Annotated in this window: 25 protein-coding genes; 9 read left to right on the top strand and 16 right to left on the bottom strand. The window is 65.2% G+C overall.

The features are described 5' to 3' along the window. Positions 1-72: 72 nt before the first annotated feature. The 16 genes from F1609_RS05440 to F1609_RS05515 form a co-directional block, all read right to left on the bottom strand. On the bottom strand, positions 73-1332 hold the full coding sequence (locus F1609_RS05440; RefSeq protein ID WP_167075435.1) for an acyl-CoA dehydrogenase family protein: 1260 nt from the start codon (positions 1330-1332) through the stop codon (positions 73-75). Then, complete coding sequence (locus F1609_RS05445; protein ID WP_167075436.1) at positions 1332-2414, bottom strand: phosphotransferase; 1083 nt, start codon at positions 2412-2414, stop codon at positions 1332-1334. Before F1609_RS05445 ends, F1609_RS05440 begins: the two co-directional genes overlap by 1 nt. Positions 2415-2799: 385 nt before the next feature. Continuing rightward, a complete protein-coding gene (locus F1609_RS05450; RefSeq protein WP_167075438.1) occupies positions 2800-3501 on the bottom strand; it encodes a histidine phosphatase family protein in 702 nt (233 codons plus the stop codon). 17 nt (positions 3502-3518) lie between these two features. Next, the gene (locus tag F1609_RS05455; RefSeq protein WP_167075440.1) at positions 3519-4070 is read right to left on the bottom strand and encodes a prepilin-type N-terminal cleavage/methylation domain-containing protein; all 552 of its coding nucleotides are present in this window, start codon (positions 4068-4070) and stop codon (positions 3519-3521) included. A gap of 57 nt (positions 4071-4127) precedes the next feature. Continuing rightward, the gene (locus F1609_RS05460; RefSeq protein WP_167075442.1) at positions 4128-4823 is read right to left on the bottom strand and encodes a hypothetical protein; all 696 of its coding nucleotides are present in this window, start codon (positions 4821-4823) and stop codon (positions 4128-4130) included. Further along, positions 4823-5560 (bottom strand): ABC transporter permease, encoded by a 738-nt coding sequence (locus F1609_RS05465; protein WP_167075444.1) that lies wholly within the window; start codon positions 5558-5560, stop codon positions 4823-4825. Before F1609_RS05465 ends, F1609_RS05460 begins: the two co-directional genes overlap by 1 nt. Before the next feature lie 3 nt (positions 5561-5563). Then, positions 5564-6271 carry a prepilin-type N-terminal cleavage/methylation domain-containing protein gene (locus F1609_RS05470; protein ID WP_167075446.1) on the bottom strand — a complete coding sequence of 236 codons (708 nt, stop codon included), beginning with the start codon at positions 6269-6271 and terminating at the stop codon, positions 5564-5566. After that, the gene (locus F1609_RS05475) at positions 6268-6663 is read right to left on the bottom strand and encodes a hypothetical protein (protein ID WP_167075448.1); all 396 of its coding nucleotides are present in this window, start codon (positions 6661-6663) and stop codon (positions 6268-6270) included. Before F1609_RS05475 ends, F1609_RS05470 begins: the two co-directional genes overlap by 4 nt. After that, on the bottom strand, positions 6660-7304 hold the full coding sequence (locus F1609_RS05480) for a hypothetical protein (RefSeq protein ID WP_167075450.1): 645 nt from the start codon (positions 7302-7304) through the stop codon (positions 6660-6662). The genes F1609_RS05475 and F1609_RS05480 overlap by 4 nt, the downstream gene beginning before the upstream one ends. After that, positions 7301-8839 (bottom strand): hypothetical protein, encoded by a 1539-nt coding sequence (locus F1609_RS05485; protein WP_167075452.1) that lies wholly within the window; start codon positions 8837-8839, stop codon positions 7301-7303. Before F1609_RS05485 ends, F1609_RS05480 begins: the two co-directional genes overlap by 4 nt. A 32-nt stretch (positions 8840-8871) precedes the next feature. Continuing rightward, on the bottom strand, positions 8872-10077 hold the full coding sequence (locus F1609_RS05490) for a type II secretion system F family protein (protein WP_167075454.1): 1206 nt from the start codon (positions 10075-10077) through the stop codon (positions 8872-8874). Further along, positions 10077-11780: a GspE/PulE family protein gene (locus tag F1609_RS05495; protein WP_167075456.1), complete on the bottom strand. Its 1704-nt coding sequence runs from the start codon at positions 11778-11780 to the stop codon at positions 10077-10079. Before F1609_RS05495 ends, F1609_RS05490 begins: the two co-directional genes overlap by 1 nt. A gap of 4 nt (positions 11781-11784) precedes the next feature. Continuing rightward, entirely contained in the window at positions 11785-13143 is a 1359-nt protein-coding gene (locus F1609_RS05500) for a tetratricopeptide repeat protein (protein WP_167075458.1), read from the bottom strand. Between the two features lie 15 nt (positions 13144-13158). Then, on the bottom strand, positions 13159-15036 hold the full coding sequence (mshL, locus tag F1609_RS05505) for a pilus (MSHA type) biogenesis protein MshL (RefSeq protein ID WP_167075460.1): 1878 nt from the start codon (positions 15034-15036) through the stop codon (positions 13159-13161). 67 nt (positions 15037-15103) lie between these two features. Further along, a complete protein-coding gene (locus tag F1609_RS05510; protein ID WP_167075462.1) occupies positions 15104-16012 on the bottom strand; it encodes an ExeA family protein in 909 nt (302 codons plus the stop codon). A 5-nt stretch (positions 16013-16017) separates the two neighbouring features. Continuing rightward, a complete protein-coding gene (locus F1609_RS05515; RefSeq protein WP_167075464.1) occupies positions 16018-16734 on the bottom strand; it encodes an ABC transporter ATP-binding protein in 717 nt (238 codons plus the stop codon). Between the two features lie 332 nt (positions 16735-17066). Between F1609_RS05515 and F1609_RS05520 the strand changes: the two genes are divergently transcribed. The 9 genes from F1609_RS05520 to F1609_RS05560 all read left to right on the top strand — a co-directional run bounded on the left by F1609_RS05520 (position 17067) and on the right by F1609_RS05560 (position 26828). Continuing rightward, complete coding sequence (locus F1609_RS05520) at positions 17067-18770, top strand: GspE/PulE family protein (protein ID WP_167075465.1); 1704 nt, start codon at positions 17067-17069, stop codon at positions 18768-18770. 3 nt (positions 18771-18773) lie between these two features. Continuing rightward, complete coding sequence (locus F1609_RS05525) at positions 18774-20006, top strand: type II secretion system F family protein (protein ID WP_167075467.1); 1233 nt, start codon at positions 18774-18776, stop codon at positions 20004-20006. After that, a complete protein-coding gene (locus F1609_RS05530; RefSeq protein WP_167075469.1) occupies positions 20003-20524 on the top strand; it encodes a type II secretion system protein in 522 nt (173 codons plus the stop codon). Before F1609_RS05525 ends, F1609_RS05530 begins: the two co-directional genes overlap by 4 nt. An 80-nt stretch (positions 20525-20604) precedes the next feature. After that, the gene (locus tag F1609_RS35190; protein WP_167075471.1) at positions 20605-21126 is read left to right on the top strand and encodes a type II secretion system protein; all 522 of its coding nucleotides are present in this window, start codon (positions 20605-20607) and stop codon (positions 21124-21126) included. Positions 21127-21139: 13 nt separating this feature from the next. After that, a complete protein-coding gene (locus tag F1609_RS05540) occupies positions 21140-21766 on the top strand; it encodes a pilus assembly FimT family protein (RefSeq protein WP_370661596.1) in 627 nt (208 codons plus the stop codon). Further along, positions 21756-22370 carry a type IV pilus modification PilV family protein gene (locus F1609_RS05545; protein WP_167075473.1) on the top strand — a complete coding sequence of 205 codons (615 nt, stop codon included), beginning with the start codon at positions 21756-21758 and terminating at the stop codon, positions 22368-22370. Before F1609_RS05540 ends, F1609_RS05545 begins: the two co-directional genes overlap by 11 nt. Continuing rightward, entirely contained in the window at positions 22367-23227 is an 861-nt protein-coding gene (locus tag F1609_RS05550) for a type II secretion system protein (protein WP_206752949.1), read from the top strand. The genes F1609_RS05545 and F1609_RS05550 overlap by 4 nt, the downstream gene beginning before the upstream one ends. Then, the gene (locus tag F1609_RS05555) at positions 23224-23697 is read left to right on the top strand and encodes an agglutinin biogenesis protein MshP (RefSeq protein ID WP_167075477.1); all 474 of its coding nucleotides are present in this window, start codon (positions 23224-23226) and stop codon (positions 23695-23697) included. The genes F1609_RS05550 and F1609_RS05555 overlap by 4 nt, the downstream gene beginning before the upstream one ends. Further along, positions 23694-26828, top strand: coding sequence for a DUF11 domain-containing protein (locus F1609_RS05560; RefSeq protein WP_167075479.1), 3135 nt, complete (start codon positions 23694-23696; stop codon positions 26826-26828). Before F1609_RS05555 ends, F1609_RS05560 begins: the two co-directional genes overlap by 4 nt.

Below are 26828 nucleotides of genomic sequence, written 5' to 3' on the forward strand. Positions count from 1 at the left end.
TGCCGCATCAACATGTTTTTAAACCGGGGACAGACCCCGGTTTAAAAACATTGCCGGCTGGATTGGTGCGGATCAGGAGCGGGTGATCGGCAGCGCCAGGTCTTCGTCCAGCTTGATGTGCTTGGCCAGTTCGATCTTGGCGATGGCGTTGCGGTGCACTTCGTCCGGGCCGTCGGCCAGGCGCAGGGTGCGGTTGCCGGCCCACTGGTAGGCCAGCGGGAACTCGTCCGACACGCCCGCCGCCCCGTGCGCCTGGATTGCCCAGTCCAGCACCTGCTGGGCCACGTTCGGCGCCAATACCTTGATCATGGCGATCTCGGCCTGGGCGTGCTTGTTGCCCACGGTATCCATCAACGCCGCGGTCTTGAGCGTCAGCAGGCGCGCCGTGTCGATCTGGATGCGCGATTCGGCGATGCGCTCGCGCCACACGCCCTGGTCCGAAATTTTCTTGCCGAAAGCTACGCGGCTGTTCAGGCGCAGGCACATCAGTTCCAGCGCGCGTTCGGCCACGCCGATGGCGCGCATGCAATGGTGGATGCGGCCCGGTCCCAGGCGGCCCTGGGCGATCTCGAAGCCGCGTCCCTCGCCCAGCAGCAGGCTGGAGGCCGGCACGCGCACGTTCTCGAACAGGATTTCGCAGTGGCCGTGCGGAGCGTCGTCGTAGCCGAACACCGGCAGCGGACGGACGATGGTGATGCCGGGCGTGTCGGCCGGTACCAGGATCATCGATTGCTGAGCATGGCGCGCCGCTTGTGGGTCGGTCTTGCCCATGACGATGAAAATCTTGCAGCGCGGATCGCCCGCGCCCGAAATCCACCACTTGCGCCCGTTGATCACATAGTCGCCGCCGTCACGCTCGATGCGGGTTTCGATATTGGTCGCATCGGACGAAGCCACGGCCGGCTCGGTCATGGCGAAGGCCGAGCGGATCTCGCCGCGCAGCAAGGGTTCGAGCCAGGTGTGCTTGTGCTCTTCGCTGCCGTAGCGCTCGATGGTTTCCATGTTGCCGGTGTCCGGCGCGGCGCAGTTGAACACTTCCGGCGCCCAGCCGACCCGGCCCATGATTTCGCACAGCGGCGCGTAGTCGAGGTTGGACAAGCCTTCCGGCGCGCGCACCGATTTCGGCAGGAACAGATTCCACAGACCCTGCTCGCGCGCCAGCGGCTTGAGCCGTTCGATCAGTTCGGTCGGAATCCAGCGGTTGCCCTTTTGCGTGCCGTTATTGTCGACTTCCTGCTTGAAGGCATTCTCGTTCGGATAAACGTGCTGATCCATGAAGGCGAGCAGGCGCGCCTGCAACTCTTTGCAGCGGTCGGAGTAATCGAAGTTCATTAGTTGTCCTTGGAAAGAGAAATGGCGCGCTGTGCGTACTGCCAACCGAGTTCGGCCATGGGCCGCGCGGCCTTGCCGTTCTCGAGGGCCTGGGCGCTGGAGGCGGTGCCGTCGACGTAGCGTTTCATGATGCCCTGCATGATGCCGGCCAGGCGGAACATATTGTAGGCCAGGTAAAAATTGAAATCCTCGATGCGGATGGTCTTGCCGGTGCGTGCGGCGTAGGCCGCGATATACGCTTCCTGGGTGGGAATGCCGAGCGCGTCCAGATCGAGCCCGGCAATGCCGCGGAACTGGCCGGGAGGAATGTGCCAACTCATGCAATGGTAGGAAAAATCCGCCGCCGGATGGCCCAGGGTCGACAGTTCCCAGTCGAGCACGGCCAGGATGCGCGGCTCGGTCGGGTGGAAAATCATGTTATCGAGGCGGAAGTCGCCATGCACGATGGCGGTATCGTCGCCCGGCGGAATGTTGTGCGGCAGCCAGGCGATGAGCTGGTCCATGGCCTCGATGGGTTCGGTGACCGACGCCTGGTACTGGCGCGTCCAGCGTTCGATCTGGCGCGCGAAATAGTTGCCGGGCTTGCCGTAATCGGCCAGGCCGATGGCGGCGTAGTCGACCGTGTGCAGGCTGGCGATGACGCGGTTCAGTTCGTCGTAGATGGCGCCCCGTTCGGCAGGCGTCATGCCGGGCAGGGACTGGTCCCACAGCACGCGGCCGTCGACGAATTGCATGACGTAGAAGGCGCGCCCGATGACCGCCTCGTCGGTGCACAGCGCGTACTGGCGGGCGGCCGGGAAGCCGGCTTTTTGCAGAGCGTCCATGACGCGAAATTCGCGCTCGATGGCATGCGCGGACGGCAACAGCTTGGCAGCCGGCCCGGGCTTGGTGCGTAACACATAATGCTGGCCGCCGGCGCTGATCTTGAAGGTGGGATTGGACTGCCCGCCCTTGAACTGCACCACGTCCAGCGGGCCGCCGGGGTAGCCCTCCACATGCGCGCGCAAATAGGCGTCGAGGGCATCGACATCGAATTTCTGGCGCTCCGAGACCGGCTTGGTCCCCATCATTTCCTCGAACATCTTGTCTCCCGCTGGTTGTTTGAGTCTATTCTAGCTCATGAATAGAACGGTCGTACTAATTTCTGTTTTTCCTACAACCGGGGTCAGAGCTTTAATCAGCAATATTTCCACATGACATGATAAAACGAGATTAATCGTTAAAATGTTGCGCGTTAAAGCTCTGACCCCGGTGTTGCTGTGAGGATGTTTCTTTAGTCAACGATCGACTTCGTTTGAGAGGGCAGGCGATGCGCGCACGTGTCGATTGAAGAGAATTCTTACTGCACTCCTTCGCCTATTTCCCACGATTTCTTCTACAACTCCTACAACCAGGGTCAGAGCTTTAATTAGAAATGTTTCGAGTCAGAGCTCTGACCCCGGTTAGGAAATGTTGTGGGAGGGAAGGTTAGCGCGAGAGCCGGTATTGCTCGTACAACTGTTCCATCGTGGTGCTGCGGGTGCTGGTTTGCAGCGGCGACGGTGGGGAGTAGTTGACGAAGCGCACCACCCAATCGGTCTCGGCCTCGCCCACGTCGAGCGCGTTGATGCAGCCGGCCGTTTGCGACAGGCCGCCCAGGAACATGCGCTGGCCGGTGAGCGCCAGCGACAGAATCGCGCAGTTCACGCCGCCATGGAGCACCAGCAGCAGCGTGTCCCAGTCGTCCTGCCCGCGCAGGCGCGTTACCGCCGGGTGGATCCGGTCCATCAACTCGCCCACCGATTCGCCTCCCAAAAAGCGCTTTTCTTCACCGACCATGCCTTCGAACGCACCCGTGAAGGCATCCTTCAGGTCGGCATCGGCAATGGTCGACAGGCGCCCACCGCGAATTTCTTCGAACTCCGGCCAGATTTCGATGTCTATCCCTTGTCCGGTCGCGGCCAGCACGCGCTTGGCGGTTTCGACCGTGCGCGGCAGGCCGGAGACGATCACGCGGTCGAAATAAATGCCTTCGGTGGCAAAGGCGTGCCCGGCGGCGCTGGCCTGGGCGCAGCCTTGCTCGTTGAGGGGGACGGTTTCGGGAAGGAAGGGTTTGCCGGAGGCGTCGAAGTAGGTAACGCTGCCATGGCGCATCAAAAACACGCGCCGGCGCTGGGAGGTAGGAAGCATGGGTCCTTGCAGTTGGTTCAGAAAAACAATGCGGTGCGGGTGACGATGCTGCCGGTGTTGGTGTACGGCGCGGTCGCGCGCACGGCGCCGCTGGTGGCGTTGCCGTCGTCGAGCTTGCTGTCGAGCTGCTGGGCGAAGGAGTCGGGCAGGTTGTCGAAGCGCAAACCGTTGCCGCTGCGCCCGCCCACAGCGTCGTTGTAGATGTACACCGCGCCGCCCTGGGCGCTGGTCATGAAGTCGGTGGTGCCGTTGTAGGCCCCGGTTATAAAGCCGGACAAGGCCAGGTGCTGCGGCGCCGCCAGATATTCGGTGATCTGGCCGTCGCCGTTGCCGTTGGCTGTGGCGCCCGCCACGTGGGTGGTGGCCTGCACGTCGTCGCCCGGCAGCGCGCGAAATTTGTCCTGGTAGGCGTTCACCGCCGCCGACAGCGAGTTCGACTGCTGGATGATGTTCTTGACCTTGGCGCTGTCGATCAGCCCCTGGCCCTTGAGCACGCCACCCAGCAGCAGGCCGATGATCACCAGCACGATGGCGATTTCGACGAGGGTAAAGCCTTGTTGTCGTTGCATGTGGTTCTCTCTCTGGTGACGGCCGGTCTGTTCTGTTCCTGCGATTATTCTAGCCTATCAAGGATGGGCCTGGCGCTGGCGCGCCGAAATGTCGTGCAGGCGCCGTTCCAGCCACGCCAGTTCGCGCGGATCGCTGACCTGGCCGCTGGCCAGCATGGCGCCGATCAGCGCCTTCGCACTGTCGTCCTCGCCCATGTCGTCGAGGATGAACAGTTCCATCTGGCGCGCCCACGCGGGCAGCACGCCGTTTGTCACACGGGTGCGGATGGCCCGGGCATATTGCCGCGCCAGCGCCGCATCGTGCAGCCGGTGGCGCGCCACCAGCGCCGCATGCGCCAGCCACGGCCAGCGCCGGTCGGGGTCTTCGCCAAATCGGCAGTACACAAAATCGAGCATGATGCGGGTGCGCGCCGGGTCGGAACTGGCGGCGTACACCTGGCTCGCGGCCAGCAGCGGGGCCTGCCCGCGCGGATCGAGGTCGACGATGCGCTCGAACCAGCTGCGCAAGGCCACGTAATCGATGCTGTTGAGCGGCGTGTCGGCCGCGTCCTGGCCTTGCGCGTGCAGCGTCATGGCCTTGGCCAGCGCCACCGGTTCGCCCAGGCTGGCCAGGCGCAGCACGGCCAGCGGCGGTGCATCTTCCAGCTTGCTCGCCACCCGATGCGGCGGTGCGCGCACGGCCTGGTAGCCCACCTGAAGCGCCAGCGCGGCGCCAAGCAGCAGCGTCACGGGCAGTGGCACGCGCGCGGCCATCACAGGTCCTTGCGGTAAAAGTCGAACAGCGCGGCGGCGCCCAGCAACGCCACGTAGATCGCCGTCTGCGCCAGCAGCGGCGCCACCTGCGCACCGCCGTACACCAGCCATTCGCTGCGCGTGAACTGGTCCAGATGCGGCAGCATAGCCGACAGCGCGTCGATGGCAGTACGCACAAGCGCCGCCGCATCCTGCGCCATCGCTTGCAGGCTGGCGATGGCGCGCGCCAGCACATAGAAGGCCAGCGTGGCCGCCAGCGCCGCCAGTACCTGCCCGAAGGTGAGGACGCACAGCAGGGCAAATGCGGCGACAATCCACAGTTCGCACCACAGCGACAGCGCCCACGCTGCGCACCATGCGGCCGGCGCCAGGGTCAACGCCAGCACGCCGAACAGCAGCGCGGGCAGCAGTGCCACCAGCCCGAAGCCGGCCAGTTTGCCCAGCACGTACGCCGCGCGCGGCAGCGCCAGCGCAAGCAGCAGTTCCTGGCCCTTGTCGCCCGCTTCGCGTACCACGCTGGTGGCCACAAAACCGGCCACCAGCAGCACGCAGCACACGCGCAGCAGCGCCGCCAGCAGGGCCGCTTGCAGCGCGGCGCTTTCGGTCAGCGCCAGCTGGCCCAGAAAGCCGCCCAGCGCCACCGCGCCGATGGCCAGAGCGCCCAGCACCCAGGCCAAGCGATTACGCAGCGCTTCGAGCAGGGTGTAGGTGGCGATGGTACGAATGAATCCCAGCATGACCTAGCGCGGCAGCGTTCCGGCGGCGACCATGCGGTTGAACAGCACATTCGGCGAGAGCCAGATCACCAGGTCGTCGTACTCGCCGCCGGGCGCGGTGGGGCTGTCGCTCGGGGTGCGCGTCACGAAGGCGATGCCGGTACTGCCGGCGTTAGTGCGCTCGTCGAGGTTGGTGCTGCTGGTGTCGGCCATGCGGATGCCGCTGTCGCCAAAGCCGCCGGCGCCATTTTTCCCGTGCGAGACGATCACCGCCGGAATATCGTTAATCGCCGTCGCCGCCACCAGGTTGCCACGCGCGTCGCGCGTGCCGACGGTGATGTCGCGCGGGCTTTGCAGGGTGAACATGGTGCCGCTGTTGCTGTACGCCGGCGCCACGCTGTAGTGGAAGGCGCGCCCCCAGCTATCGAGTTTGGGCAGGCCGAGCGTGGCCCACGGCAGCACGCCCTGGCGCTTGCCGTCGCGGCAGGTGGCGCCGCTGCGGTCTTCCAGGCCGTTGACCGGCGAGACGGCGGGGCAGGGCAGGTAGCCGTTGCGCAGCGCGAATCCCATCAGCGCTTCGCGCGCTTCGTCCATGGTTTTCTGGGTGTCGCTGATCTTGCGCTGCTCCATCTGCACCGCCAGCGGCGTGAGCAAGCCGCCGATCATCAGGCCGGCGATGACCAGCACCACGGCCATTTCGACCAGGCTGAATCCTCCCTGGACGCGTTTCATGGCTTGTGCTCGGTGACCGTGCCGGCGTTGGCGTCGACGCTCTGTCCGGGCTTGACGCTGACGTGCTGGCCCGACGGCAGCGTCACGCTCACGCGCGGGGCTTGCGCCGGTCCGCTGAAGCGGTTGCGCGCGCCGTCCTGCGCCTCGTTGTTGACCCAGACTGTGGACTTGCCGCTGCTGCGCCGCACGAAGCCGTTGACGGTCATCGGCTGCGGCGCGGGCGGCGCTTGCACCACCGGCGGCGCTGGCGGCGGCGCGACCAGGCCGCGGGCGATATCGAGCTGCTGGCGTTCGGCCGGCGTGGTGAACAGGCGCCCGATCTGGGCCTGGGCCTGGGTTTGGGCACTCATGGCTGCGCTGAGCAGAATGCAGGCGGAGACAATCAGTTTCATGGCGTTCCTTTCGCCAGCGTCAGGAACACCAGGGTGCAGTTGGCCGTCAGGCGCGCCACCCCGACCGATTCGGCCGGTGCCTCGGTGCGTTTCATCTTGCAGTCCTGGACCGTAAAGCGCCCGGCCGCGCGCAGGTCGTCGATGAAGTGGAACAGGTCCAGTTCGTGCACCAGTCCCAGTTCGACCCGCATGCGGCTGCCGCGCAGCCGGTAGTCGCCCAGCGCCATGGGGGCGGCAAATACCAGCGCCTGCTGCGGTTCGATTTCGTAGCTGGCCGAGACCAGCTTGCGCTTGCCCTGGATCGCCTTGATGGTTTCGATCCAGGCCAGCCGGTTTTCGTCGCCGATCAAGCCGTCGGCCTGCAGTTCCATAAAACGCGGCTGGTAGATGGCGATATCCTGTTTTTCCGATTCCACGTTCTGGAAGCGGCCCGCCGCCGTAGCGCGCACCTGGGCCGCCTGCGCCAGCTCGCCCGCCTGCTGCGCCCTGTACCACGATGCGGCGCCCACCAGCAGTGCGGCGCCAAGCAGCACGCCGGCGCACAGCCTGGCCGGCGCGGCGATCAGGTTCAGTTCATCGCGCCAGGTCGGGGCGATGGCCTCGGCCGCTTTGCCGCGCAGGGCGTTCGGTTTGGCCATCATGGTTTCCAGGTCACGTTGATGACGAAGCGGGGCCTGGCCGATGCGGCGTCGCCGCTGTCGGTCTTGCCGCTTAACTTGACGTTCTGGCGCACGTCCACCGGCGCTTCGACGATGTGCACCGCCACGCCGGGGTTGCGGGCCATGTCCAGTGCGAACTGGTTCACGCTGTCGAGGATGGCGCGGTAATCCGACGGCCCGAACGCGACTTCGCCGTCGATGCGCAGCACCTGCACCGGCGCGCCTGGCAGCCCGACCACGCTGGCGGGAATCGGCTCGATGGCGCCGTCGCTTTGTTTGAACAGGCCGCCGTCTTGCCCCGGTTGCGCTACCAACGGCTGCTGCACCTGCCAGTCCAGCGCCAGCAGGCGGATCGCCGGCGCGCGTTCGAGCGAGCGGCTCACCAGCGCCACCAGCGGCGCCGGAGCGGGCGCGGTGGCGGCGAGCAGGGCGTCGAGCTGCACCGCGGCCTTCATGTTGGCGCTGCGCGCAGGCGTCGGCGGCAGGCTGGCCATGATGGCGCGGTAGCGCGCATCGAGCTGCGCCGCCTCGGCGGACAGGCGCGTCGCCTCCTGGCCATCGCGCACGCCGCCCCAGGCGCTGCCGAGCAGCCACAGTGCGCCGGCAAAGGCAATCGCGCCGCTGGCGCAGTTGAGCGCCAGGCGCGCGCGCCAGAGTTGGTAAAAGCGGCCGGCCGCACCAGGCGGGTACTGGCTGTCCGGCGCGTCGCGCCCCAGGAGGCCCAGTAACAGCTGTTCGGCCGTGTCGACGTCGCCCGCCAGTTTCAGGCGCGCGCAGGCGCTGTCGATGTCGATGAAATGAAAGGCCAGTTCCGGGTCGTCCTCGCAGCGCTGTTCCAGCGCCGGCACGCGCTCCACGGGGGACAGCACCACCACGTGCAGCATCTCGCCGCGCCCCAGCAGGCGGGTGCTGGTGAGGAACTGCTGCATCTTGGCCGTCTCGGACGCGGTGGCTTCGACCACGTCGTCGTGCGCGGCCAGCACGGTCAGGCGCGAAAACTTGAGGTAGGGGCCCTGGAAGTAGCTCTGGCGCAGGCCGCCGCCTTCTTCCGCGATCAGCAGCAGGTGGTCCTGGGCGATGCCCATGCGCCGCACCAGTTGCGCCGACAGGTGCGCCGCCGAATACAGCCCCGCCAGCGGAACCTGGTTCTGCTCCATCAGTGCCACCCACGGCTGCACCATGGCGGCGTTGGTCAGGGCCGAGAACAGGACGTGGTCGTCGTGCCGGCCTTCGCTGTCGCGGTCCTGGATGTCGGCGTGGCGCAGCGGGGTGTCGCGGTAGGCGTGCGAGAGGCGCCGCTCGACCAGGTTGCGGCCCGCGCGTCCGCGCACGTGCGGCAGCAGGCAGCGTGCGAAGTCTTCTTCGACCAGGTCGGCCACCAGATAGGCGCGCGCGCCGGTCGCGCCATCGACAAAGCGCGCAAAGGCGTCCATGCCGTCACGGTCGGCGCAAAAGCAGGGCCCGGGCGTGAGCACGCCGGCGCGCCAGTCGAAGGCGCACAGCCGGTCGTTCGTCACATAGAATAATTGTTTAGGCAGCACACCCGTCCTCAGGTTTTCAACTGGCTCATGGTGTCGTAGATCGGTCCCAGCACGGACAGCATGATCCATCCGAGCAGCAGGCCAAGCGTGACCGTCATGGCCGGTTCGATCAGCGACTGCACGCGCTCGATCATTTCCTTCACTTCGCGATTATAGAAGTAGCTGACGTTGCGCAGGGCGTTGTCGAGCGAGCCGGTGGACTCGCCCACGCGCAGCATGCGCAGCACCAGCGGCGGGAAGATGCCGCTGTTCTGGAACGCCAGCGTGACGCTCTGGCCGTCCGATATCAACTGCGCGGCGCGCTGCAGGCCGGCCGCCACCACGCGGTTGGCGACAATGCCTTCGGACAGGCGGATGCATTCGAGGATGGTGATGCCGGAGCCGTACATCAGCCCGAAAAAGGTGGCGAAGCGCGCCAGGATGATCTTGTGCAGCACGGGGCCGATCAGCGGCAGGCGCAGTTTGAGGCCGTCGGCCAGCATGCGCGCGCCGTCGCTGCGGCGCAGCCAGGCGCGGGCGCCGAACCAGGCCAGCAGCGGCAGCGCCAGCAGCACGTACCAGTAATGGATGAAGACATTCGACACCGCGATCAGCGCCCTGGTGTGGAACGGCAGTTCGCCGCCCATGTTTTTAATGAAGGAGGTCAGCTGCGGCACCAGCACGATCATCAGGAAGAAGGTCACGGCCAGCACCACCACCGCGACCACGATCGGGTAGGTGATGATTTTCTTTGTCTGCGCGGCCAGTTCGTCCTGCCATTTCAGGCTTTCCGACAGGTTGCGGAATACTTCGGCCAGCTTGCCGCTCGATTCGCCCGCGGTAATCAGGCTGGTGAAGGTGTTGTCGAACACTTCGTCGTGGTGGCGCAGCGCTTGCGACAAGGTCAGGCCGCCTTCGATCGACTCGATCAGGTCGGTGACAATCTCGCGAAAGCGCGGGTGGTCGAGCGAGTCGCGCAGGTCGCCCAGGCCCTCTAAAATCGGCACGCCGGCGGCGGTCAGCTGCTCCATGTGGAAGCAGAAGTTGATCAGGTCGGTGCGCCGCACCACGCGCTTGCCAAAGGCGACCGCCTTCTGGCCCGCCACGCGGAAGTCGATCAGGTCGAGCTCCATGCGGCGCAGGCGCAGTTCCAGGTCGGCGCTGTTGGTCGCGTCCATGGCGCCGGGCACCAGCTGGCCGGCCAGGTCCATCGCGCGGTAGGCGTACAGCGGCATCAGGCCAGCCTGTCGGTCAGGTCGACCACGCGCGCCACTTCGTCGAGCGAAGTGGTCCCCTCCAGCACGCGGCGCATGCCGTCGTCCACCAGCGAGCGGAAACCGGCGGCGCGCGCGCTGTCTTTCAGTTCGCGCAGCGAGGCGCGGCGGGCGATGGCTTCGTCGATGTCGGCGTTCACCTTGAGCAGTTCCATGATCGCCATGCGGCCCTTGTAGCCCTGGTGGCCGCAGGCTTCGCAGCCGGTGGCGTGGCAGATGGTGGCCGGCGGATCTTCCTCGCTCAGACCGAGCAGGCGCCGTTCGGTGGCGTCCGCGATCGACTGCGTCTTGCACGACTGGCACAGGCGCCGCACCAGGCGCTGGGCGATGATGCCGATGATGTTCCCGGCCATGATGTCGGGCAGGATGCCGATGTCGAGCAGGCGCGAGACCGAACCGATGGCCGAATTCGTGTGCAGGGTGGTGTACACCTGGTGCCCGGTCATGGCGGCCGAAAACGCCATCTCGGCGGTTTCCCTGTCGCGCACTTCGCCGACCAGGATGATGTCCGGGTCCTGGCGCATCATCGAGCGGATGCCGTCGGCAAAGCCCATCTTGGCCGATTCGTTGATCGAGGTCTGGCGGATCATGTTCATCGGGTACTCGACCGGGTCTTCCAGGGTCATGATGTTGACGCTCTCGGTGTTGATGTGGTTCAGGATCGAGTACAGGGTGGTGGTCTTGCCGCTGCCGGTCGGCCCGGTCACCAAAATCACGCCGTGCGGGCGCGCGATCATCAGTTTTAACAGATGCAGTTCGTCGTCGCCCAGTCCCAGGCCGTCCAGCGGCACCAGGCCCTTCTGGCGATCGAGCACGCGCAGCACGAAATTTTCGCCGTGCGTGGTCGGCTGGGCGGAGGCCCGAAAGTCGATCTGGCGGCCCGAGAACTTGATCGAGATGCGCCCGTCCTGCGGCGCGCGCGATTCGGCGATGTTCATATTGCTCATCACCTTCAGGCGCACCGCCATCGCCGGCCAGTACGATTTGTGCAGGCTGCGGATCTGGCGCAGGATGCCGTCGATGCGGTAGCGGATGCGCAGGAAACTCTGCTCCGGCTCGAAGTGGATGTCGGAGGCGCCGTTCTGCACCGCGTCGGCCAGCAGCGCGTCCATCAGGCGCACCATCGGCTGGCTGTATTCGTCGGTGGTGGCGGCCATGGCGGCGTAATTGACTTCGCCGGTTTCAATCTCCAGCAGGATGCCGTCGATCGACAGTTCGAAGCCGTAGTACTGGTCGATGGCGCGCGCGATGTCCGATTCGTTGACCAGCATCGCTTCGATGGTGATGCCCTTGACCAGCATGGCGCTGATCTGGTCGAGCGCGACGATGTTGCTGGTGTCGGCCATGGCCAGGATCAGGTTGTCGGTATCGCGCTCGTACACGATCGGGAACACGCGGTAGCGCTTGGCCACGTCTTTCGGGATCAGTTTCAGGGCGATGGCGTCGACCACCAGGCTGGTGAGGTCGGCGCTTTGCTGGTTCAGGTTTTCGGACAGCGCTTCGCGCACCGTCGCTTCGGTCACGAAACCGAGCGTGATGAGCAGTTTACCGAGCGGCTCGCTCGAGCGTTTTTGCTCGATCAGGGCGATGCGCAGCTGGTCTTCGCTGATGACCCCTTTCTGGATCAGCAGTTTACCGAGGGGGAATTTTGCGTGTTCCGTCATGCGCTTATGGGTTGCCCACTGGACCACCCAGTTCGCGTGCGCGCGTGGCGGCAGCGTCGCGGTCGAAATTGACGGCGCCGCGCGGCGCCAGTTCCAGCGCGCGCTGGTAGTACGTTAGCGCCAGCTTGCCCTGGTTCAGGCGGTCCAGGCCAATCGCGAGGTTGAAGGCGTAGTCGGCGTTGTTGGGATTGGCCGAATAGGCGCGGAAGTAGTGCTGCTGGGCTTCCGGCCAGCGGCCCTGGCGCGCGTACAGGTTGCCCAGGGCAAACAGCAGCGTGCCGGACTCGGGATTGCGCTCGACCATGCGGCGCAGGCGGCCTTCGGACTGGCCTGGGTCGCCCTGGCGCACGCTGGACAGGCCGGCCAGCGCGTCGTTGTCGTTCGGATCGAGCTCGAGCAGGCGCGCATACATGGCGACGGCCTGGTCGGCCTGGTTGTCGCGGGCGGCCAGCGCCGCCATGCCGAGCAGGGCGTCGCGGTTGTTCGGGTCTTGCCGCAGCACGCTCTGGTAGCTCTGGCGCGCAGCCGTCAGGTCGCCGTTGTTGTAGGCCGTAAAGCCGCTCTGGAGCGAGGGGTTGACCTGCTCGGGCCTGGCGACGCGCGCCACGCGGATGGTGCTGGCGTCGGCCGCAACCGTGGCGCGCGCTGTGGCGGCGACCGGTGCGGGCGGCGCCGCTTGCGGGGGCGCTTGCTGTTGCAGCTGCGCCAGGCGCATCGCTTCATCCGGCGGCATCTGGTCGCGCGAGGAGGGCGGCGGCGCGTAGGCCTGGACCGGCTGGGCTGCCGGTGGCGCGACGTCCACGCCGGGCTGGGATGCCACCACGGGCACACCCGGCATGTCGGGCACGACGGCGCCGGGAGCGCTCGCCAGCGGCTGGTTCTGGCCCGGCATCGGCACCATCGGTAAACCTCGGCTGGAGCCGGGGCCGTACACGGCGTGCCAGTAGATATAGCCGAACACGGCGGCAATCAGCAGGGCGATGCTGCCCAGCACGGCGATGCGGATCGTGCGCGCGTCCATGCGCGCCGCCATGGCGCGTTTCCGGGCCTTGACCCGTGGCAGCGGTGGCGGCGGGGCGTTGCGCGAACGGCGCGGCGCTTCGGCCTGCGGATCGGGCGTGGCCATGCGCGGCGCTTCGGGGGCGAAGTCGATCACGGGCTCAGTGCGGGCGGAAGCCGGCGCGCCAGCCGGAGCGGCCTCCAGCGGCGACAGGCTCAGCGGCTCGGCGGCCCTGGCATTCTCGTGCGGCGACAGTTCCAGCACCTCATCGTAGGCTTCGGACGGCTTGGCCAGTTCCTCGTCCGGCACATGGTTTTGCTTGGCGCGCTCGGCTTTTTTGAGCGCCTGCATCAGGAGGCTCATCTCAGGTCACCCTCATCAGTTCACCTTCACGCGCACGGGTTCCGAATACGGCTCGGCGTATGGCACCGACACTGCGCCGCTGGTGTCCGGCAGCAGGTAGCGGTAATCCTTGTAGTCGCCATTCACGCTGGCGTTCTTGACCACCACCGGACGGATGAAGATCACCAGTTCGGTCTTGCTGACTTTTTCGTTACGGTACGAGAACAGGTTGCCGAAGATCGGCACCTGGCCCGCGCCCGGCACGGCGTCCTTGGCGTTGTCGACCGAGTCCTGCATCAGCCCGCCCAGCACGGAAATATCGCCGCTGTAGACCTTCAGGATCGATTCGATCTCGCGCGCCTGGATCACCGGCACCCGGCTGGTCACCTTTTCGGCGGCCAGCGCCGGATTCGGATCCTGCACGTAATCGACAATGCGGGTGATGGTGGGGCGCACATTGAGCGTGACTTCGTCGTTGTCGGCAATCTGCGGGGTGACGCTCATGACAAAGCCGACCGGCACCGTCTCGAGCCGCGATTCGTAGGTGGCGGGCGTGGTGACGTTGCCATTCACGCCGATCACGGCGGGCGTGACCTTGATGGTGAAGAAGACGTTGTTGTCGACCACTTTGAGCATCGCGGTCTGGTTGTTCAGCACGCTGATCTTGGGGCTGGACAGCACTTTGACCTTGCCGAACGATTCGAGCAGCTGGATCGCGGCGGTGATGTTGCCCAGCGCCGAGGTCGGATTGACGTAGTTGAGGGCAAAGATGCCCGGCGTCGCGCCCACCACCACGTTCGACGACAGCGGCGCGGTGCCGACCTGGCGCTGGGCCAGCGACAGCCCGCCGGAGACGCCATCGCGCATGCGGCTCCAGTTGATGCCTTGTTGATACTGGTCGGACAGGCGCACTTCGATGATGGTCGCTTCGATCAATACCTGGCGCTTGGCGCTGCCGAGCACGATGTCGAGGAATTGCTGGATTTTTTCGTGCTGGCGCCCGGTGGCGCGCACCGCCAGTAAACCCGCTTCGGCGTTGACGATCACCGACGGCGCATTGCGCTGCCGGTCGCCGGAGGAGGCGTTGAAGGCGGCCAGCACATTATCGGGCACGGGCGCGTTCTGGCTTGCCTGCGCAGCCTGACCCGGCGCGACCGGGGCCGCGCCCGGCGCCGCCTGCACCGCTGGCGGCGCCGCCGAGATGGTGGTTGGCGCATCGTTCAGGGTGGTCTCGCGCAGCATGTCGCGGATATTCTTTTCCAGGCTGCCCCAGAAGTTGTTTTCCGAGCGGTTGGTGACCGAGGTGGTGGAATTGTTGTTGCCCGAGCCGGTATTGCCACCGGCCGCGCCGCCGCTGGTGCTGCCGTTGGCGTTGGTCAGGGTCGGCGAACTCGAGCCGCCGCCGGCGGTCGAAATCTGGGTGGCGATGTTGACGCTGCTGTTGGTGCTGCGCGCCATGTTCACGTAATCGACCTTGTAATTACGCCACACCGGCGTGTCCGGCAGCACGGTCAGGGTGCTGCCGTCGATGTCGTAGCGCATGTCGACCTGGCGCGAGATGCGGGTCAGCAACTGCGGCAGGGTCTGGTCGAGTGCGTTCAGGGTGACCGTGCCTTCGATGCCGGGATGAATGTCCACGTTCAGGCGGGCATCGCGCGCCAGCGCAAACAGCAGCGACTGCACCGGCACCTTGTGCACGGTCACGCTGTAGGTCTCGACCCTGGGCGTGGCCTTGGGCGGCGGCAGCGGCGCGCTGTGCAGCACCGGATCGGGAATCCTGCCGGCGGCGCGCGGCGTTTCCGTCACATGCGAGGGCGAACCGGTCATGGTGGGCGTGGCACACGCGCTCAAGACGGCGCAGACAATGGCGGTGCCGGCGGTGCTCAGCGAGGAAACAGGTTTTTTCAGGGTCATTGGTGCGCTCTTGAGTGCCAAGACACAATAATGGCCGAAAAGTAAGCGTGGGGCAATTGCCACACGCCTAATGGAAGAAGATGCTGCGCGAAACAAGCCAGGCAAGCAACGATAGCGTGGTCATGCCGACAACTGCCAGTAGCAGTGTCTTGACGGTGGGCCCATTTGTGCTGGCAAAGGCGCAGTCGGCAATTGCCGCCCTGGCGTGGCGCGCTTCGACCCGGTCGGACTCGTCGATGTAGGCCGCCATCAGGGCTTTGTCCGCCAAAATGTTGATGCGGCGGACGATGCCTTGCGACACGCGCGCAATCTGCCTGGTGGCGGCGGCGCTGAACACAGCCGGGCCGTTGTAGCCGGCCGCATGCAGGCGGAATGCCAGGAAGTCGGGAATCACGTCGGGCGGCATGGCCGGCACCACGAAGTTGTGGGTGATGCGTTCCTTGAACTGGCGCATGCTGGCCAGGTTCAGGTGCGCGTCGAGCTCGGGTTGTCCGAACAGCACGATCTGCAGCAGCTTGTGGCGCGCCGTTTCCAGGTTCGAGAACAGGCGCACTTCTTCCAGCGTTTCCAGAGGCATGGCCTGGGCTTCCTCGACCAGCAGCACCACCTGCTTGCCGGCGCTGTGGCGGGCGATCAGGTCCGCTTGCAGCATGCGCGTGACTTCATCGATGCGCTTGCCGCTCACGTCGAGTTCGAGTTCGCCGGCGATGGCGTAGGCCACTTCGGTGTTTTTCAGGGTCGGGTTGGCCAGGTAGATGACGTCGATGTGCTTGGGTAGCTGATTTTCCAGCATGCGGCACAGCATGGTTTTGCCGCTGCCCACTTCACCGGTCACCTTGATGATGCCTTCGCCGTGCTCGACGGCATAGAGCAGGGCGTCCAGGATCTCGCCGCGCGTATTGCCCGCGTAGAAGAAAGCCGGGTTGGGCGTGATGCCGAAGGGAGACTGGTGCAGGCCGAAATGCTTGTGATACATGTTGTTCAATTCACGCAGGTGAGAAAGGCCTGTTCCAGCGTGGCCGCGCCGTAGGCCTCGCGGCAGGCGGCAGGGGTGCCGGTGAAGCGCAGCTGGCCGTCGTGCAGGATGGCCATGCGGTCGCACAGTTCCTCGATATCGGCCAGCGCGTGCGAGCTGAAAAACACGGTGGCGCCTTGTGCGCGCACGTGTCGCAGGCGCTCCTTGAGGCGGGCGCGCGCCTTGGGGTCGAGGCCGCTCATGGGTTCGTCCAGTATGTAGGCTTGTTTGTTTGACAGGAAGCAGGCGGCGAGGCCGAGCTTTTGGGTCATGCCTTTGGATTGCTTGCGCGCCGGCATGGACAGGGCCGCGTGGTCGAGGTCGAGCGCATCGAGCATGGCGCGGGCCGCGTCGGGGTCGTGGCGCCTGCCGTGCAGTTTGGCCATGTAGGCAAGGAATTCGGCGCCGCTCAGGTAGTAGGGCGGCATGAAGCGTTCCGGCAAAAAGGCCAGCGGGCTGCGTGCGGCCGCTTCGCGGTGGGCGCGGCCGAAGATCTCGATGCTGCCGCCGTCGACGCGCACAAAGTCGAACAGGCATTTGAGCAGGCTGGTTTTGCCGGCGCCGTTGACGCCGACCAGGCCCACGCATTCGCCGGGTGCGATGTCGAGGTCGATGCCTTCCAGCACCGGCGTGCCGGCGTAGCGTTTGACTAACTGGCGAAAGCGCAGCGCGGGTATGCTCATGTTGGCAGTGTTGGGTTACCACCGTCGCCCCCGCGCAGGCGGGGGTCCATGGCACCTCTGAGCATCGGTGCTATGGACCCCCGCCTGCGCGGGGGCGACGGATCGGAAGTTGCGGGTCTTTGTTCCGCAACAATTGATTTTGCGGCATGTTGGTCAATGCGGCATCAGCGACTGTAGCCTATTCAGTATCGCTTACACAATGGTTGCACGTTCCTGCGACACAAAATCATTCCGATTGTAAAAAACTAGTGTTTCTGGAATAGAATAGTTCGACGGTCTTACGTGCGCAGCACCCGTCTTATTCTCTCGACAAGCATTCAACAAGGGTCTTCATGGCACGGCCAGAAAAAGTCCGCCTCGGCGAAATCCTCGTCCAGCAAAAGCTGTTAACCGAAGATCAACTGGGTGCGGCGTTGCAAGACCAAAAGCGCACCGGCCGCAAGCTCGGGCGCGTCTTCATCGAAAACGGTTTCGTCACCGAGGAACAGATCTCGGGCGCGCTCGCCAAGCAGCTCGACATTCCATACATTCACCTCAAGTTCTACAACACCAATCCGGACATCGTGCGCCAGTTGCCGGAAACGCAGGCACGCCGTTTCCGCGCCATCGCGCTGGAAGACCGCCGCGGCGCGCTGCTGATCGGCATGTCGGACCCGACCGACCTGTTCGCCTACGACGAGATCGCGCGCCTGGTCAAACGCAATATCGAACTGGCCGTGGTCAACGAGACCGAAGTGCTGGCCGCGATCGACCGCATCTATCGCCGCACCGACGAGATCACCGACTTCGCGCGCGAACTCGAGCAAGACCTGGGCGACACCTTCGTCGACTTCGGCACCCTGGCCGCCAATCCGGGCCTGGAAGAGGCGCCCATCGTCAAGCTGCTGCAATCGGTGTTCGACGACGCCACCCAGGTGCGCGCCTCGGACATCCACATCGAACCGCAGGAAACGCGGCTGCAGATCCGTTTCCGCATCGACGGCGTGCTGCACCTGCAAACCGAGGCCGATATCAAGATCGCCACGCCGCTGGCGCTGCGCCTGAAACTCATGTCCGATCTCGACATTTCCGAAAAGCGCCTGCCGCAGGACGGCCGCTTCGCCGTCAAGGTCAAGCAGCAACGCATCGACGTGCGGATTTCGACCATGCCGACCCAGTACGGCGAATCGGTGGTCATGCGACTGTTGAACCAGGGCGGCACCACCTTGCGGCTGGACGCGATCGGCATGCCGGCGCGCCTGGTGGAAAAATTCCGCGCCATCGTGCAGCGCCCCAACGGCCTGGTGCTGGTCACCGGCCCCACGGGGAGCGGCAAGACCACCACCTTGTACAGTGCTTTGTCGGAACTGAACTCGGTCGAGAAAAAACTGATCACGGTGGAAGATCCGGTCGAGTACCGCCTGCCCGGGATTAACCAGGTGCAGGTCAACGACAAGATCGAACTGTCGTTCGCGCGCGTGCTGCGTTCCGCCCTGCGCCAGGATCCCGACATCGTCCTGGTGGGCGAGATGCGCGACCAGGAAACCGCCCAGATCGGCCTGCGCGCCGCCATGACCGGTCACCTGGTGCTCTCGACCCTGCACACCAACGACGCCGCCAGCACCCCGCTGCGCCTGATGGACATGGGCGTGCCGCGCTACATGGTGGGCAGCTCGCTGCAAGCGGTGCTGGCCCAGCGCCTGGTGCGGGTGATCTGCGAAAGCTGCAGCACCAGCTACCAGACCACGCCGACGGAACGCGAATGGCTGCGCGCCGAGCTGCGCGAGCTGGCCGAGACCACCCAGTTCTTCCACGGCAAAGGATGCTCGCATTGCAACGGCATGGGCTACCGCGGCCGTACCGGCGTGTATGAGCTGCTGGAGATGACCAGCGCCGTGGTCGACGCCGCCAACCACCCGGACCCGGCCCACTTCTTAAAAGCCGCGCACGCCGAGATGCAGGGCGAGACCCTGCGCCGCCACGCCGTGCAGCTGGCCGTGCAGGGCCGCACCACGGTGTCCGAAGCGATGCGCATCAGTAACCAGGTCGAGGATTAAACCGTGCCGTTTTTCGCCTACAAGGGACGCAATGCCAAGGGCGAGCTGATGCAAGGCGTGCTGGAGGGCGCCGACAGCGGGGCGGTGGCCGACCAGTTGTTCGGCAACGGCGTCACGCCGCTCGACATCACCCAGACCAGCCGCGCGGTCACCAGCGGCAGCGAGGAGGGCTTTTTCGAACGCCTGTTCGAGAAAAAAGTCACGTCGATGGACGTCCAGTTGTTCAGCCGTCAACTGTACACCCTGCTGAAATCAGGCGTGCCGATCATGCGCGGGCTGGCCGGGCTGCAGGAATCGGCCATCAGCAAGTCGTTCGGCAAGGTCATCAAGGACTTGCGCGAGTCGCTCGACTCCGGGCGCGAACTGTCGGCCGCCATGCGCCGCCATCCGACCGTGTTTTCCAACTTTTACCTGTCCATGGTGCGCGTGGGCGAGATGACCGGGCGCCTGGAAGACGTGTTCCTGCGCCTGTTCGACCACCTCGAATTCGACCGCGACATGCGCGAACGCGTGAAAACCGCCACGCGCTACCCGATGTTCGTGATGATCGCGATGCTGCTGGCGATGATCGTGGTGAACATTTTCGTCATTCCCCAGTTCGTCAAGGTGTTCGAAAGCTTCAATTCGCAACTGCCTTTGATGACCCGCATCCTGATCGGCAGCTCGAATTTCATGGTGCGTTTCTGGCCGGCGCTGCTGGTGGGCTCGCTGATGGCGTTTTTCGGCTGGCGCGCGTACATCAATTCGGTGGACGGGCGCATGTGGTGGGACCGGGTGCGCCTGCGCCTGCCGATTGCCGGCAAAATCATCCTGAAAGGCACCATGGCGCGTTTTGCGCGCAGTTTCGCGCTGTCGATGAAGAGCGGGGTGCCGATGGTGCAGGCGCTCACGGTGGTCTCGCAAACGGTCGATAACGCCTACCTGGCCTCGCGCGTGGAAGGCATGCGCGATGGCGTCGAGCGCGGCGAGAGCATCCTGCGCACCGGCGTGGCCGCCGGGGTATTTACGCCGATCGTGCTGCAAATGATCGCCGTGGGCGAAGAAACCGGCTCGCTCGACGACCTGATGGATGAAATCGGCCAGATGTACGAGCGCGAGGTCGACTACGAACTGAAAACCCTGTCGGCCCAGATCGAGCCGATCATGATCGTGTTCCTGGGGGCGATGGTGCTGGTGCTGGCGCTGGGCATCTTCCTGCCGATCTGGGACCTGGGCAAAGCCGCATTGCATAAATGAGACAGATTGCCACCCCGTCAATGTTGTCGAATTCGCGAGGCTTTTCGCTGCTCGAACTGGCAGTTTGTACGGTGGTGGTGGCGGTACTCAGTGGTGTGCTTTTACAACGCTTGCTGGACTACCGCCAACGGGCCGAACTGGCCGCTGTGGAACAGCTCGCCGGCGTGCTGCGCACCGCGCTGGTATTGAAGGTCGGCCAGTTGCAGGCCCGTGGCAAGGAGTCGGAAATCGCCTTGCTCGCAGGGCGCAATCCGATCGACCTGCTGGCTGAAAAACCGCGCAATTATGCCGGTGAATACTTCACGCCGGCGCCCGGGCAGGTGGAACCGGGCAACTGGTATTTCGACCTCCGGACAAAAACTCTGGTGTACTTGATAAGCAAGGAAAAGAAATTTCCACAAGGCACCACGAAGCGCATAAGTTTCAAGGTAGAATTATCTCGCTTGCCCACAATCCCCGCCAAGCAGAGTGGTACGCCAGATGCACGGACCGTTGCCCTTACTCAAGTTAATAGATAAACCGCCGTTAAAGAATACGGTACACGTGTTTCTGTTACGCACCTCATTGTTCACTGCTTAAAACGAATTTGGAGATCCACATGAAAATGCAATCCTTCGGTAAGTTCCGTCACGCCACCCAAGCCGGTTTCACCCTGATCGAGCTGATCGTCGTCATCGTCATCCTCGGCATCCTGGCGGCGACCGCCTTGCCGAAATTTGCCGACCTGGGCGGCGACGCCCGCGGAGCTACCATGAAGGCGGCCAAGGGCTCGATGGAGGCGGTGTCGGCCATGGTGCACGGCAAGTTCCTGATCAACCCGACCACCACCGTCTCGCTCGAAGGCGTGGTCGTCAACGTGGCCAACGGCTATCCTGTGGGCGACGCCAAGCTGCTGGAAGCGGCCGGCCTGAACGCGACCGATTATGAGCTCATCACCGCCACCGGCGGCGGCACCAACTCGCCGACCCTGTCGGCCGGCGACGTGGCGGTTGTTCCATCGAGCATCAAAGGCACCGTGAAGGGCCTGAACTGCTACGCGCTGTACAAGGCGGCTGTCGCCGGCGTCGCCGGCGCCGAGCCGACCCCACCGAAGATCACCGCCGTGGTCACTTCCTGCTAAGCAGCCACCGAGCGTGACTGACCGACTGGCGCAGCGCAGCATGGGTAACGCGGCCACGGCCGCCACCCATCGCGCCAGTCCGGCCTGCAATACCCCCATGAACAGCACAGTCCGGCTCCAGCGCAGCGGCCAGCACGGTTTTACGCTGGTCGAGCTGATTACCGTGATGGTGATCGTCGGCATCCTCGGCGCCGCCGCCGCCGCCCGCTGGTTCGACCGCGCCGTGTACGACGCCGCCTCCTTCGGCGACCAGGCGAGCGCCCTGATCCGTTATGGCCAGAAAATGGCCGTGGCCCAGAACCGCCCCGTGTTCGTGCGCCTCGACGGCGCCAGCGTGGCGCTGTGCTTCAGCAACGACACCGCGTGCCCGGCCGACCAGCGCGTGCTGGCGGCGTCCGGCAGCAACAGCGGCGAAAAAACCACCCTCAACCGTTGCGACCAGTCCGGCAGCTGGGCTTGCGAAGGCGCGCCCAACGGCGTGAGCTACGTCACCAGTCCCGCCACCGGCATGTTTTTTTTCGACGCCCTGGGCCGTCCCGGCGTGAGCGGGTCCGGGTTTGCAAAACTGACCCTGAGCGTCAAGGCTGGCGCCAACAGCGCCAGCGTGGTCGTCGAAGCCGAGACCGGCTATGTCCACTGACTGCGCGCGCCTGCGCCGCCCCCCGCTGGCGCGCCAGCGCGGCATCAGCTTTATCGAGCTGATCATCTTCATGGTGATCATCGGGGTTGGCCTGGCCGGCATCCTCAACGCCATGAACCTCACCACCCGCACCAGCGCCGATCCGCTGGTGCGCAAGCAGGCGCTGATGCTGGCCGAAGGCCTGATGGAAGAAGTCCAGCTGGCCCGCTTCACCTTTTGCGATGCCACCGATTCCAGGGTCGAGGAAGCCAAGGCGGCGGCGCTCGGCGGCGACAATTGTGCCAGCCTGGTCGAAAACGCCGGCAACGAGGCGGGCGGCACGCGGCCTTTCGACAACGTCAACGATTACGTGGCCGCCTACAGCACCCCGACCCAGGCCTTCCTGAACGCGGGCAAGCTGAGCGACGCGGCCGGCCAGGAGATTGCCTTGCCGGGCTACACGGTCATGCTGAGCATCAGCCCGACCGGCGGTCTCGGCCCGGCGGGGCGGCAAGTGCCGCAGACCGAAGCGCTGGCGATCCGTGTGTCCGTCTTCTTCAACAACGTGGAAAGCGTGGTGCTGGAAGGCTACCGCGTGCGCTACGCACCGAATTCGCCGCCATGATGACGTGTCCTCTCCGCCAGCCGCGCCAGCACGGCTTTACCCTGGTCGAAGCGATCGTGGTGATCGTCATTACCGGCATCCTGGGCGCCATCGTGGCCACCTTCCTGCGCCTGCCGGTGCAAAATTATGTCGACAGCGCCGGCCGCGCCGAGCTGGCCGACGCCGCCGATACCGCCGTGCGGCGCATGGTGCGCGAAATCCGCCTGGCCCTGCCGAACACGGTGCGGGTGCAGGGCAATGCGATCGAATTCGTGCCCACCAAGACCGGCGGGCGTTACCTGGCGGCCGAAGATACGCTCGCCCCGCCCAACAATCCGGCGGGCGACCACCTGAACTTCGTCGACCCGGCCGATCTCACGTTCCGCGTGCTCGGGCCGCTGCAGGACGGTCCGCAGCGCATCGCCGCCGGCGACATGGTGGTGGTCAACAACCTGATGGTCAGCGGCGACGCCCTGAACGTGTACGCCGCCGTGCCCACCAACCGCGCCGAAGTGGCGGCGGTCGATGCCGCCGCCAAGGTGATCACGCTCAAGGCCAATCCGTTTGCCCAGCAAAACCCGCCAATGGCCCATCCGATGCATCGCTTCCAGGTGACCGGCCAGCCGGTCACCTACAGCTGCGCCAACGGCGTGCTCTCGCGCCATGCCAACTACGGTTTCAATGCGGCCCAGAACAGCGTTCCGAGCGCCGCGCCGGCAATCCTGGCGACCAATGTCGAGTCCTGCGAATTCAACTACACCCTGATCGGCAACACGCGCGCGGCGCTGGTGCGGCTGACCCTGACCCTGCGCCGCCCGGATGGGCGCGACGGGGCGATCCGCATGACCCAGCAAGTTCACGTGGACAATAATCCATGATCGCCAGGCCGCCCCTGCGCCACGTGCAAGGCGTGAGCCTGATCACCGCCATCTTCCTGCTGGTGGTACTGTCCGGCCTGGCCGTGGCGATGGTGACCCTGTCGACCACCGCCAACACCAGTTCCATGCTCGATGTGCAGGGCACGCGCGCCTACCTGGCCGCGCGCGCCGGCACCGAGTGGGGTGTGTTCCAGGTCACGCGCGCCAAGGGCGCCTGCACCACGGCGGCCTCGGGCGTGCCCAGCATCAGCACCTTCGCGCTGCCGGGCGACGGCGGCCTGGCGCGCATGACGGTGACGGTGGTGTGCCTGCGTACGGTCGACAGCGCCACGGGCCAAGCCCGCTACACGGTGCGCAGCACCGCTTGCAACAGCCCCGGCGCGGGCGGCTGCCCGAATCCATCGAACAGCACCGATTACGTGCAGCGCGTGGTGCACGTCGAATTCAGCGCGTCATCGGAGGAACCATGACGGCGCGCCTTGCATCCCCCTGGACCGCCGCGCTGGCCGCCGCGTGCGCGGCCGGCCTGCTGCTGGCCAGCCTGCCGGCGCGCGCCGATACGCCGATTGCGCTGTTCAAGAGTTACGCCGGCCGGCTCAACTTTACCGGCGTGCAAAAGACCATGCGCACCGGCTCGAACGGCAACAACCCGTGCGCCATCAATACCGGCACCCTGAGCGCCACCCTGGCCGGGATTCCCTCGACCGCCAAGATCGTCAGCGCCCAGCTGTACTGGGCTGGATCGGGTTCCTCGCCCGACTACACGGTGCTGATGGACGGCGCCTCGGTGAGCGCCCCGGCCAACCGGCGCTTTACCACCGCCACCATCGGCTACAACTATTTTTCGGGCGCGGCCGATGTCACCGCGCAAGTGACGGCCAAGCGCAACGCCACGTATACCTTCAGCGGCCTGTCGATCGATAACACCAGCACCTTTTGCGGGGTGGAAGGGGTGCTGGGCGGGTTTTCGCTGCTGGCCATCTATTCCGTGCCGGCACCGGGCGAAACCTTCCGCGTGCTCAATCTGTACGAGGGTTTCCAGTACATCCGCACCTATGGCGCCGACAATATCAAGGTCAACCTGAACCTGAGCAACTTCAAGACGCCATCGCCGCTCGGCACCGCCACCGGGCGCATCGCCCACGTGACCTGGGAGGGCGACACCACGCTCTCGGGCGGTGGCGAAAACCTCAAGTTCAACGGCGCCGAGATGGTCGATACGGCCAATCCGTCCGGCAACCAGTTCAATTCGACCAGCAATATCGGCGGCACGGTCGACAACGCTTCCTACGGCATCGACTTCGATTCCTACGTGCTGGCCAGCCCCAAGCTGTTCGCCGGCCAGACCACCGCCACTATGCTGTACGAGTCGGGCCAGGACATGGTCTTGCTCAACGCCGAAATCGTCTCGGTGCCGAACGTGGACGTGGCCGACCTGTCGCTGGCGATCACCAGCAGCGGCACGCCGGCGCGCGGCAGCGTGATGAACCTGATTCACACGGTGACCAACAACGGCCCCTTGCCGGACGCCGGCCCGATTACCGTCAAGCACACCCTGCCGACCGGGCTCGACTTCATCTCGGCGACCGGCACCGGCTGGACCTGCTCGCGCTCGGGACAGGTGCTCACCTGCGTCTCGCCCGAACAGCTGGCGGTGGGCGAGGCGGCGCCGGCGCTGACCATCAGCACCCGCATCGCCCTGACCGCGCCGGGCAGCATGACCGCCAACGCCAGCGTCGGCGGCTTGCAGTTCGATAACGACCTGGCCAACAACAGCGCCAGCAAGACCATCAGCTTTTCCAGCGCCCGGTATGTGTTTACCGACGGACCCTGCCGCACCGGCATCACGCCCGGCAGCATCGGCCAGTGCAATTACCTGAGCATGCCGACCCAGCAGGCGGCGGTGAATGGCACGGTCTACATCACGGCCATCGACAACACCGCGCTCGACCTCAATTTCAAGACGATCGTGCCGCCCAGCACCACGCCGACCCTGCAGTTTTCGATGAAGTGCGTCAATCCGACCACCGGCGCCGGCGGCGTCGCCAAGCTCCGGAACGTGGCCCTGAAATCCTGCATCGCCAATACGGCGGTCCAGAGCGCGGCCCAGTGGCAGGGCATCCAGATCAGCTTCGATGCGAATTCGGCCACCTCGGTGCCGGTGTCCTTCGTGTACTCGGATGTGGGCCAGGTCGAACTGCTGCTGGCCGAGACCGCCTCGGCGCTGGCCCAGGTCAGCACCAGCGGGCAGTTCGTGGTGCGGCCCTACAAATTCGCCCTGAGCACGCCGCTGGCCAATCCGGCCGGGCTGGTCGAATCGGGCAAGATGACGGCCGACATCGGCCGCTTCTGGAAGGCCGGCGCGGGGTTTACGCTCGATGTGATCTCGCAAAACTTCGACGGTTTTCCGACGCCCAATTTTGGCAGGGAAAACTTGCCGCAGAAGGTAGAATTGGTCACCACGGTCGCCATCGATTCGCTCAACTTCGCCATTCCCGGCGATCCGGGTTCGGAGACGCTGCCGTTCGCCGACATGGCGGTCGACGGCGAGAAGTTTCCCAAGGTGGAAGGCGACTTTGCGCCGTTCAGCGGCGGGGCGGCCAGCGGCAGCAACTTTACCTTTGCCGAGGTTGGCATCATCAATGTGCGCGCCCACATGTACCTGTCGACCTATCTCGATACGGCCGACGTGACCAGCAACGGGATCGCCCTGGGCCGCTTTTATCCGAGTTACTTCACGACCGAGGTGCCGGTCGTCATGCTATGCCCCACGCCCGATTCCCTCGACTGCAAGAAGCTCGGCCTGCATTATTCGAAGCAGCCGATCCAGACCATCGTCAAGGCTTTCAATGCGGCCGACGAGGTCACCAGGTTTTACCAGGGCAAGTTCGTCAAGTCGCCCAGGCTGCTGCCTTTCACCACCATGGGCGGCGGTAGCCAGGCCACCCGGGGCACGCTCACGCCGAGCCCGATCACCGATGCGCCGACCGTGTTCATCGAGGGCGTGGCCACCACCTGGCCGAGCTACGACTACGCCGCCACGACGTATGAGCCGATGGAGATCTACCTGCGCGCCAGCGACGCCGACCTGGTCACCTCAGGCCGCTCCCTGATATCGGTTGAAGGCGGCACCAAGCTCGTGCGCGGGCGCATGCTGGTCGAAAACGCCTTCGGTTCCGAACTGCTGCCGCTGCCGGTCACCGCGCGCGCCCAATACTGGACCGGCACCACCGCCACCAACGGGCGCTGGGTCACCAGCGCGACCGACCAGATCAGTATCCTGCCGCCGCCGGAACCCGATTCGGGCACGGTCACCTTGCCGCACAGCGTCACCACAAGCCAGCTGCGGCTCAGTTATGCCCAGTGCAAGGGAAACATGACGACCTGCAATTCGCTGACCCCATTTCCCGACCCCAAGGCCACCTTGGCCACGACCCTGCCGAAAGACGGTGTGCTCAAGTTCAAGCTGGCGCCGACCGGCCGCACCGGCAGCGTCGACGCCAGCCTGAACCTGCCGGTGTGGCTGCCGTCCACGCCCGGCAGGCTGACCTTCGGCGTGTACAAGACCACGCCGCTGATCTACATCCGCGAGATTTTCTGA

Origin of the sequence: Massilia aquatica (assembly GCF_011682045.1) — a bacterium.
Taxonomy (GTDB): Bacteria; Pseudomonadota; Gammaproteobacteria; order Burkholderiales; family Burkholderiaceae_D; genus Telluria_A; species Telluria_A aquatica.

What these genes read in the sequence shown, in the direction of transcription:
- F1609_RS05440 (WP_167075435.1), bottom strand. Translation starts at nt 1,332, where the DNA reads ATGAACTTCGATTACTCCGACCGCTGCAAAGAGTTGCAGGCGCGCCTG.
- F1609_RS05445 (WP_167075436.1), bottom strand. Translation starts at nt 2,414, where the DNA reads ATGTTCGAGGAAATGATGGGGACCAAGCCGGTCTCGGAGCGCCAGAAA.
- F1609_RS05450 (WP_167075438.1), bottom strand. Translation starts at nt 3,501, where the DNA reads ATGCTTCCTACCTCCCAGCGCCGGCGCGTGTTTTTGATGCGCCATGGC.
- F1609_RS05455 (WP_167075440.1), bottom strand. Translation starts at nt 4,070, where the DNA reads ATGCAACGACAACAAGGCTTTACCCTCGTCGAAATCGCCATCGTGCTG.
- F1609_RS05460 (WP_167075442.1), bottom strand. Translation starts at nt 4,823, where the DNA reads ATGGCCGCGCGCGTGCCACTGCCCGTGACGCTGCTGCTTGGCGCCGCG.
- F1609_RS05465 (WP_167075444.1), bottom strand. Translation starts at nt 5,560, where the DNA reads ATGCTGGGATTCATTCGTACCATCGCCACCTACACCCTGCTCGAAGCG.
- F1609_RS05470 (WP_167075446.1), bottom strand. Translation starts at nt 6,271, where the DNA reads ATGAAACGCGTCCAGGGAGGATTCAGCCTGGTCGAAATGGCCGTGGTG.
- F1609_RS05475 (WP_167075448.1), bottom strand. Translation starts at nt 6,663, where the DNA reads ATGAAACTGATTGTCTCCGCCTGCATTCTGCTCAGCGCAGCCATGAGT.
- F1609_RS05480 (WP_167075450.1), bottom strand. Translation starts at nt 7,304, where the DNA reads ATGATGGCCAAACCGAACGCCCTGCGCGGCAAAGCGGCCGAGGCCATC.
- F1609_RS05490 (WP_167075454.1), bottom strand. Translation starts at nt 10,077, where the DNA reads ATGCCGCTGTACGCCTACCGCGCGATGGACCTGGCCGGCCAGCTGGTG.
- F1609_RS05495 (WP_167075456.1), bottom strand. Translation starts at nt 11,780, where the DNA reads ATGACGGAACACGCAAAATTCCCCCTCGGTAAACTGCTGATCCAGAAA.
- F1609_RS05500 (WP_167075458.1), bottom strand. Translation starts at nt 13,143, where the DNA reads ATGAGCCTCCTGATGCAGGCGCTCAAAAAAGCCGAGCGCGCCAAGCAA.
- mshL (WP_167075460.1), bottom strand. Translation starts at nt 15,036, where the DNA reads ATGACCCTGAAAAAACCTGTTTCCTCGCTGAGCACCGCCGGCACCGCC.
- F1609_RS05510 (WP_167075462.1), bottom strand. Translation starts at nt 16,012, where the DNA reads ATGTATCACAAGCATTTCGGCCTGCACCAGTCTCCCTTCGGCATCACG.
- F1609_RS05515 (WP_167075464.1), bottom strand. Translation starts at nt 16,734, where the DNA reads ATGAGCATACCCGCGCTGCGCTTTCGCCAGTTAGTCAAACGCTACGCC.
- F1609_RS05520 (WP_167075465.1), top strand. Translation starts at nt 17,067, where the DNA reads ATGGCACGGCCAGAAAAAGTCCGCCTCGGCGAAATCCTCGTCCAGCAA.
- F1609_RS05530 (WP_167075469.1), top strand. Translation starts at nt 20,003, where the DNA reads ATGAGACAGATTGCCACCCCGTCAATGTTGTCGAATTCGCGAGGCTTT.
- F1609_RS35190 (WP_167075471.1), top strand. Translation starts at nt 20,605, where the DNA reads ATGAAAATGCAATCCTTCGGTAAGTTCCGTCACGCCACCCAAGCCGGT.
- F1609_RS05545 (WP_167075473.1), top strand. Translation starts at nt 21,756, where the DNA reads ATGTCCACTGACTGCGCGCGCCTGCGCCGCCCCCCGCTGGCGCGCCAG.
- F1609_RS05550 (WP_206752949.1), top strand. Translation starts at nt 22,367, where the DNA reads ATGATGACGTGTCCTCTCCGCCAGCCGCGCCAGCACGGCTTTACCCTG.
- F1609_RS05555 (WP_167075477.1), top strand. Translation starts at nt 23,224, where the DNA reads ATGATCGCCAGGCCGCCCCTGCGCCACGTGCAAGGCGTGAGCCTGATC.
- F1609_RS05560 (WP_167075479.1), top strand. Translation starts at nt 23,694, where the DNA reads ATGACGGCGCGCCTTGCATCCCCCTGGACCGCCGCGCTGGCCGCCGCG.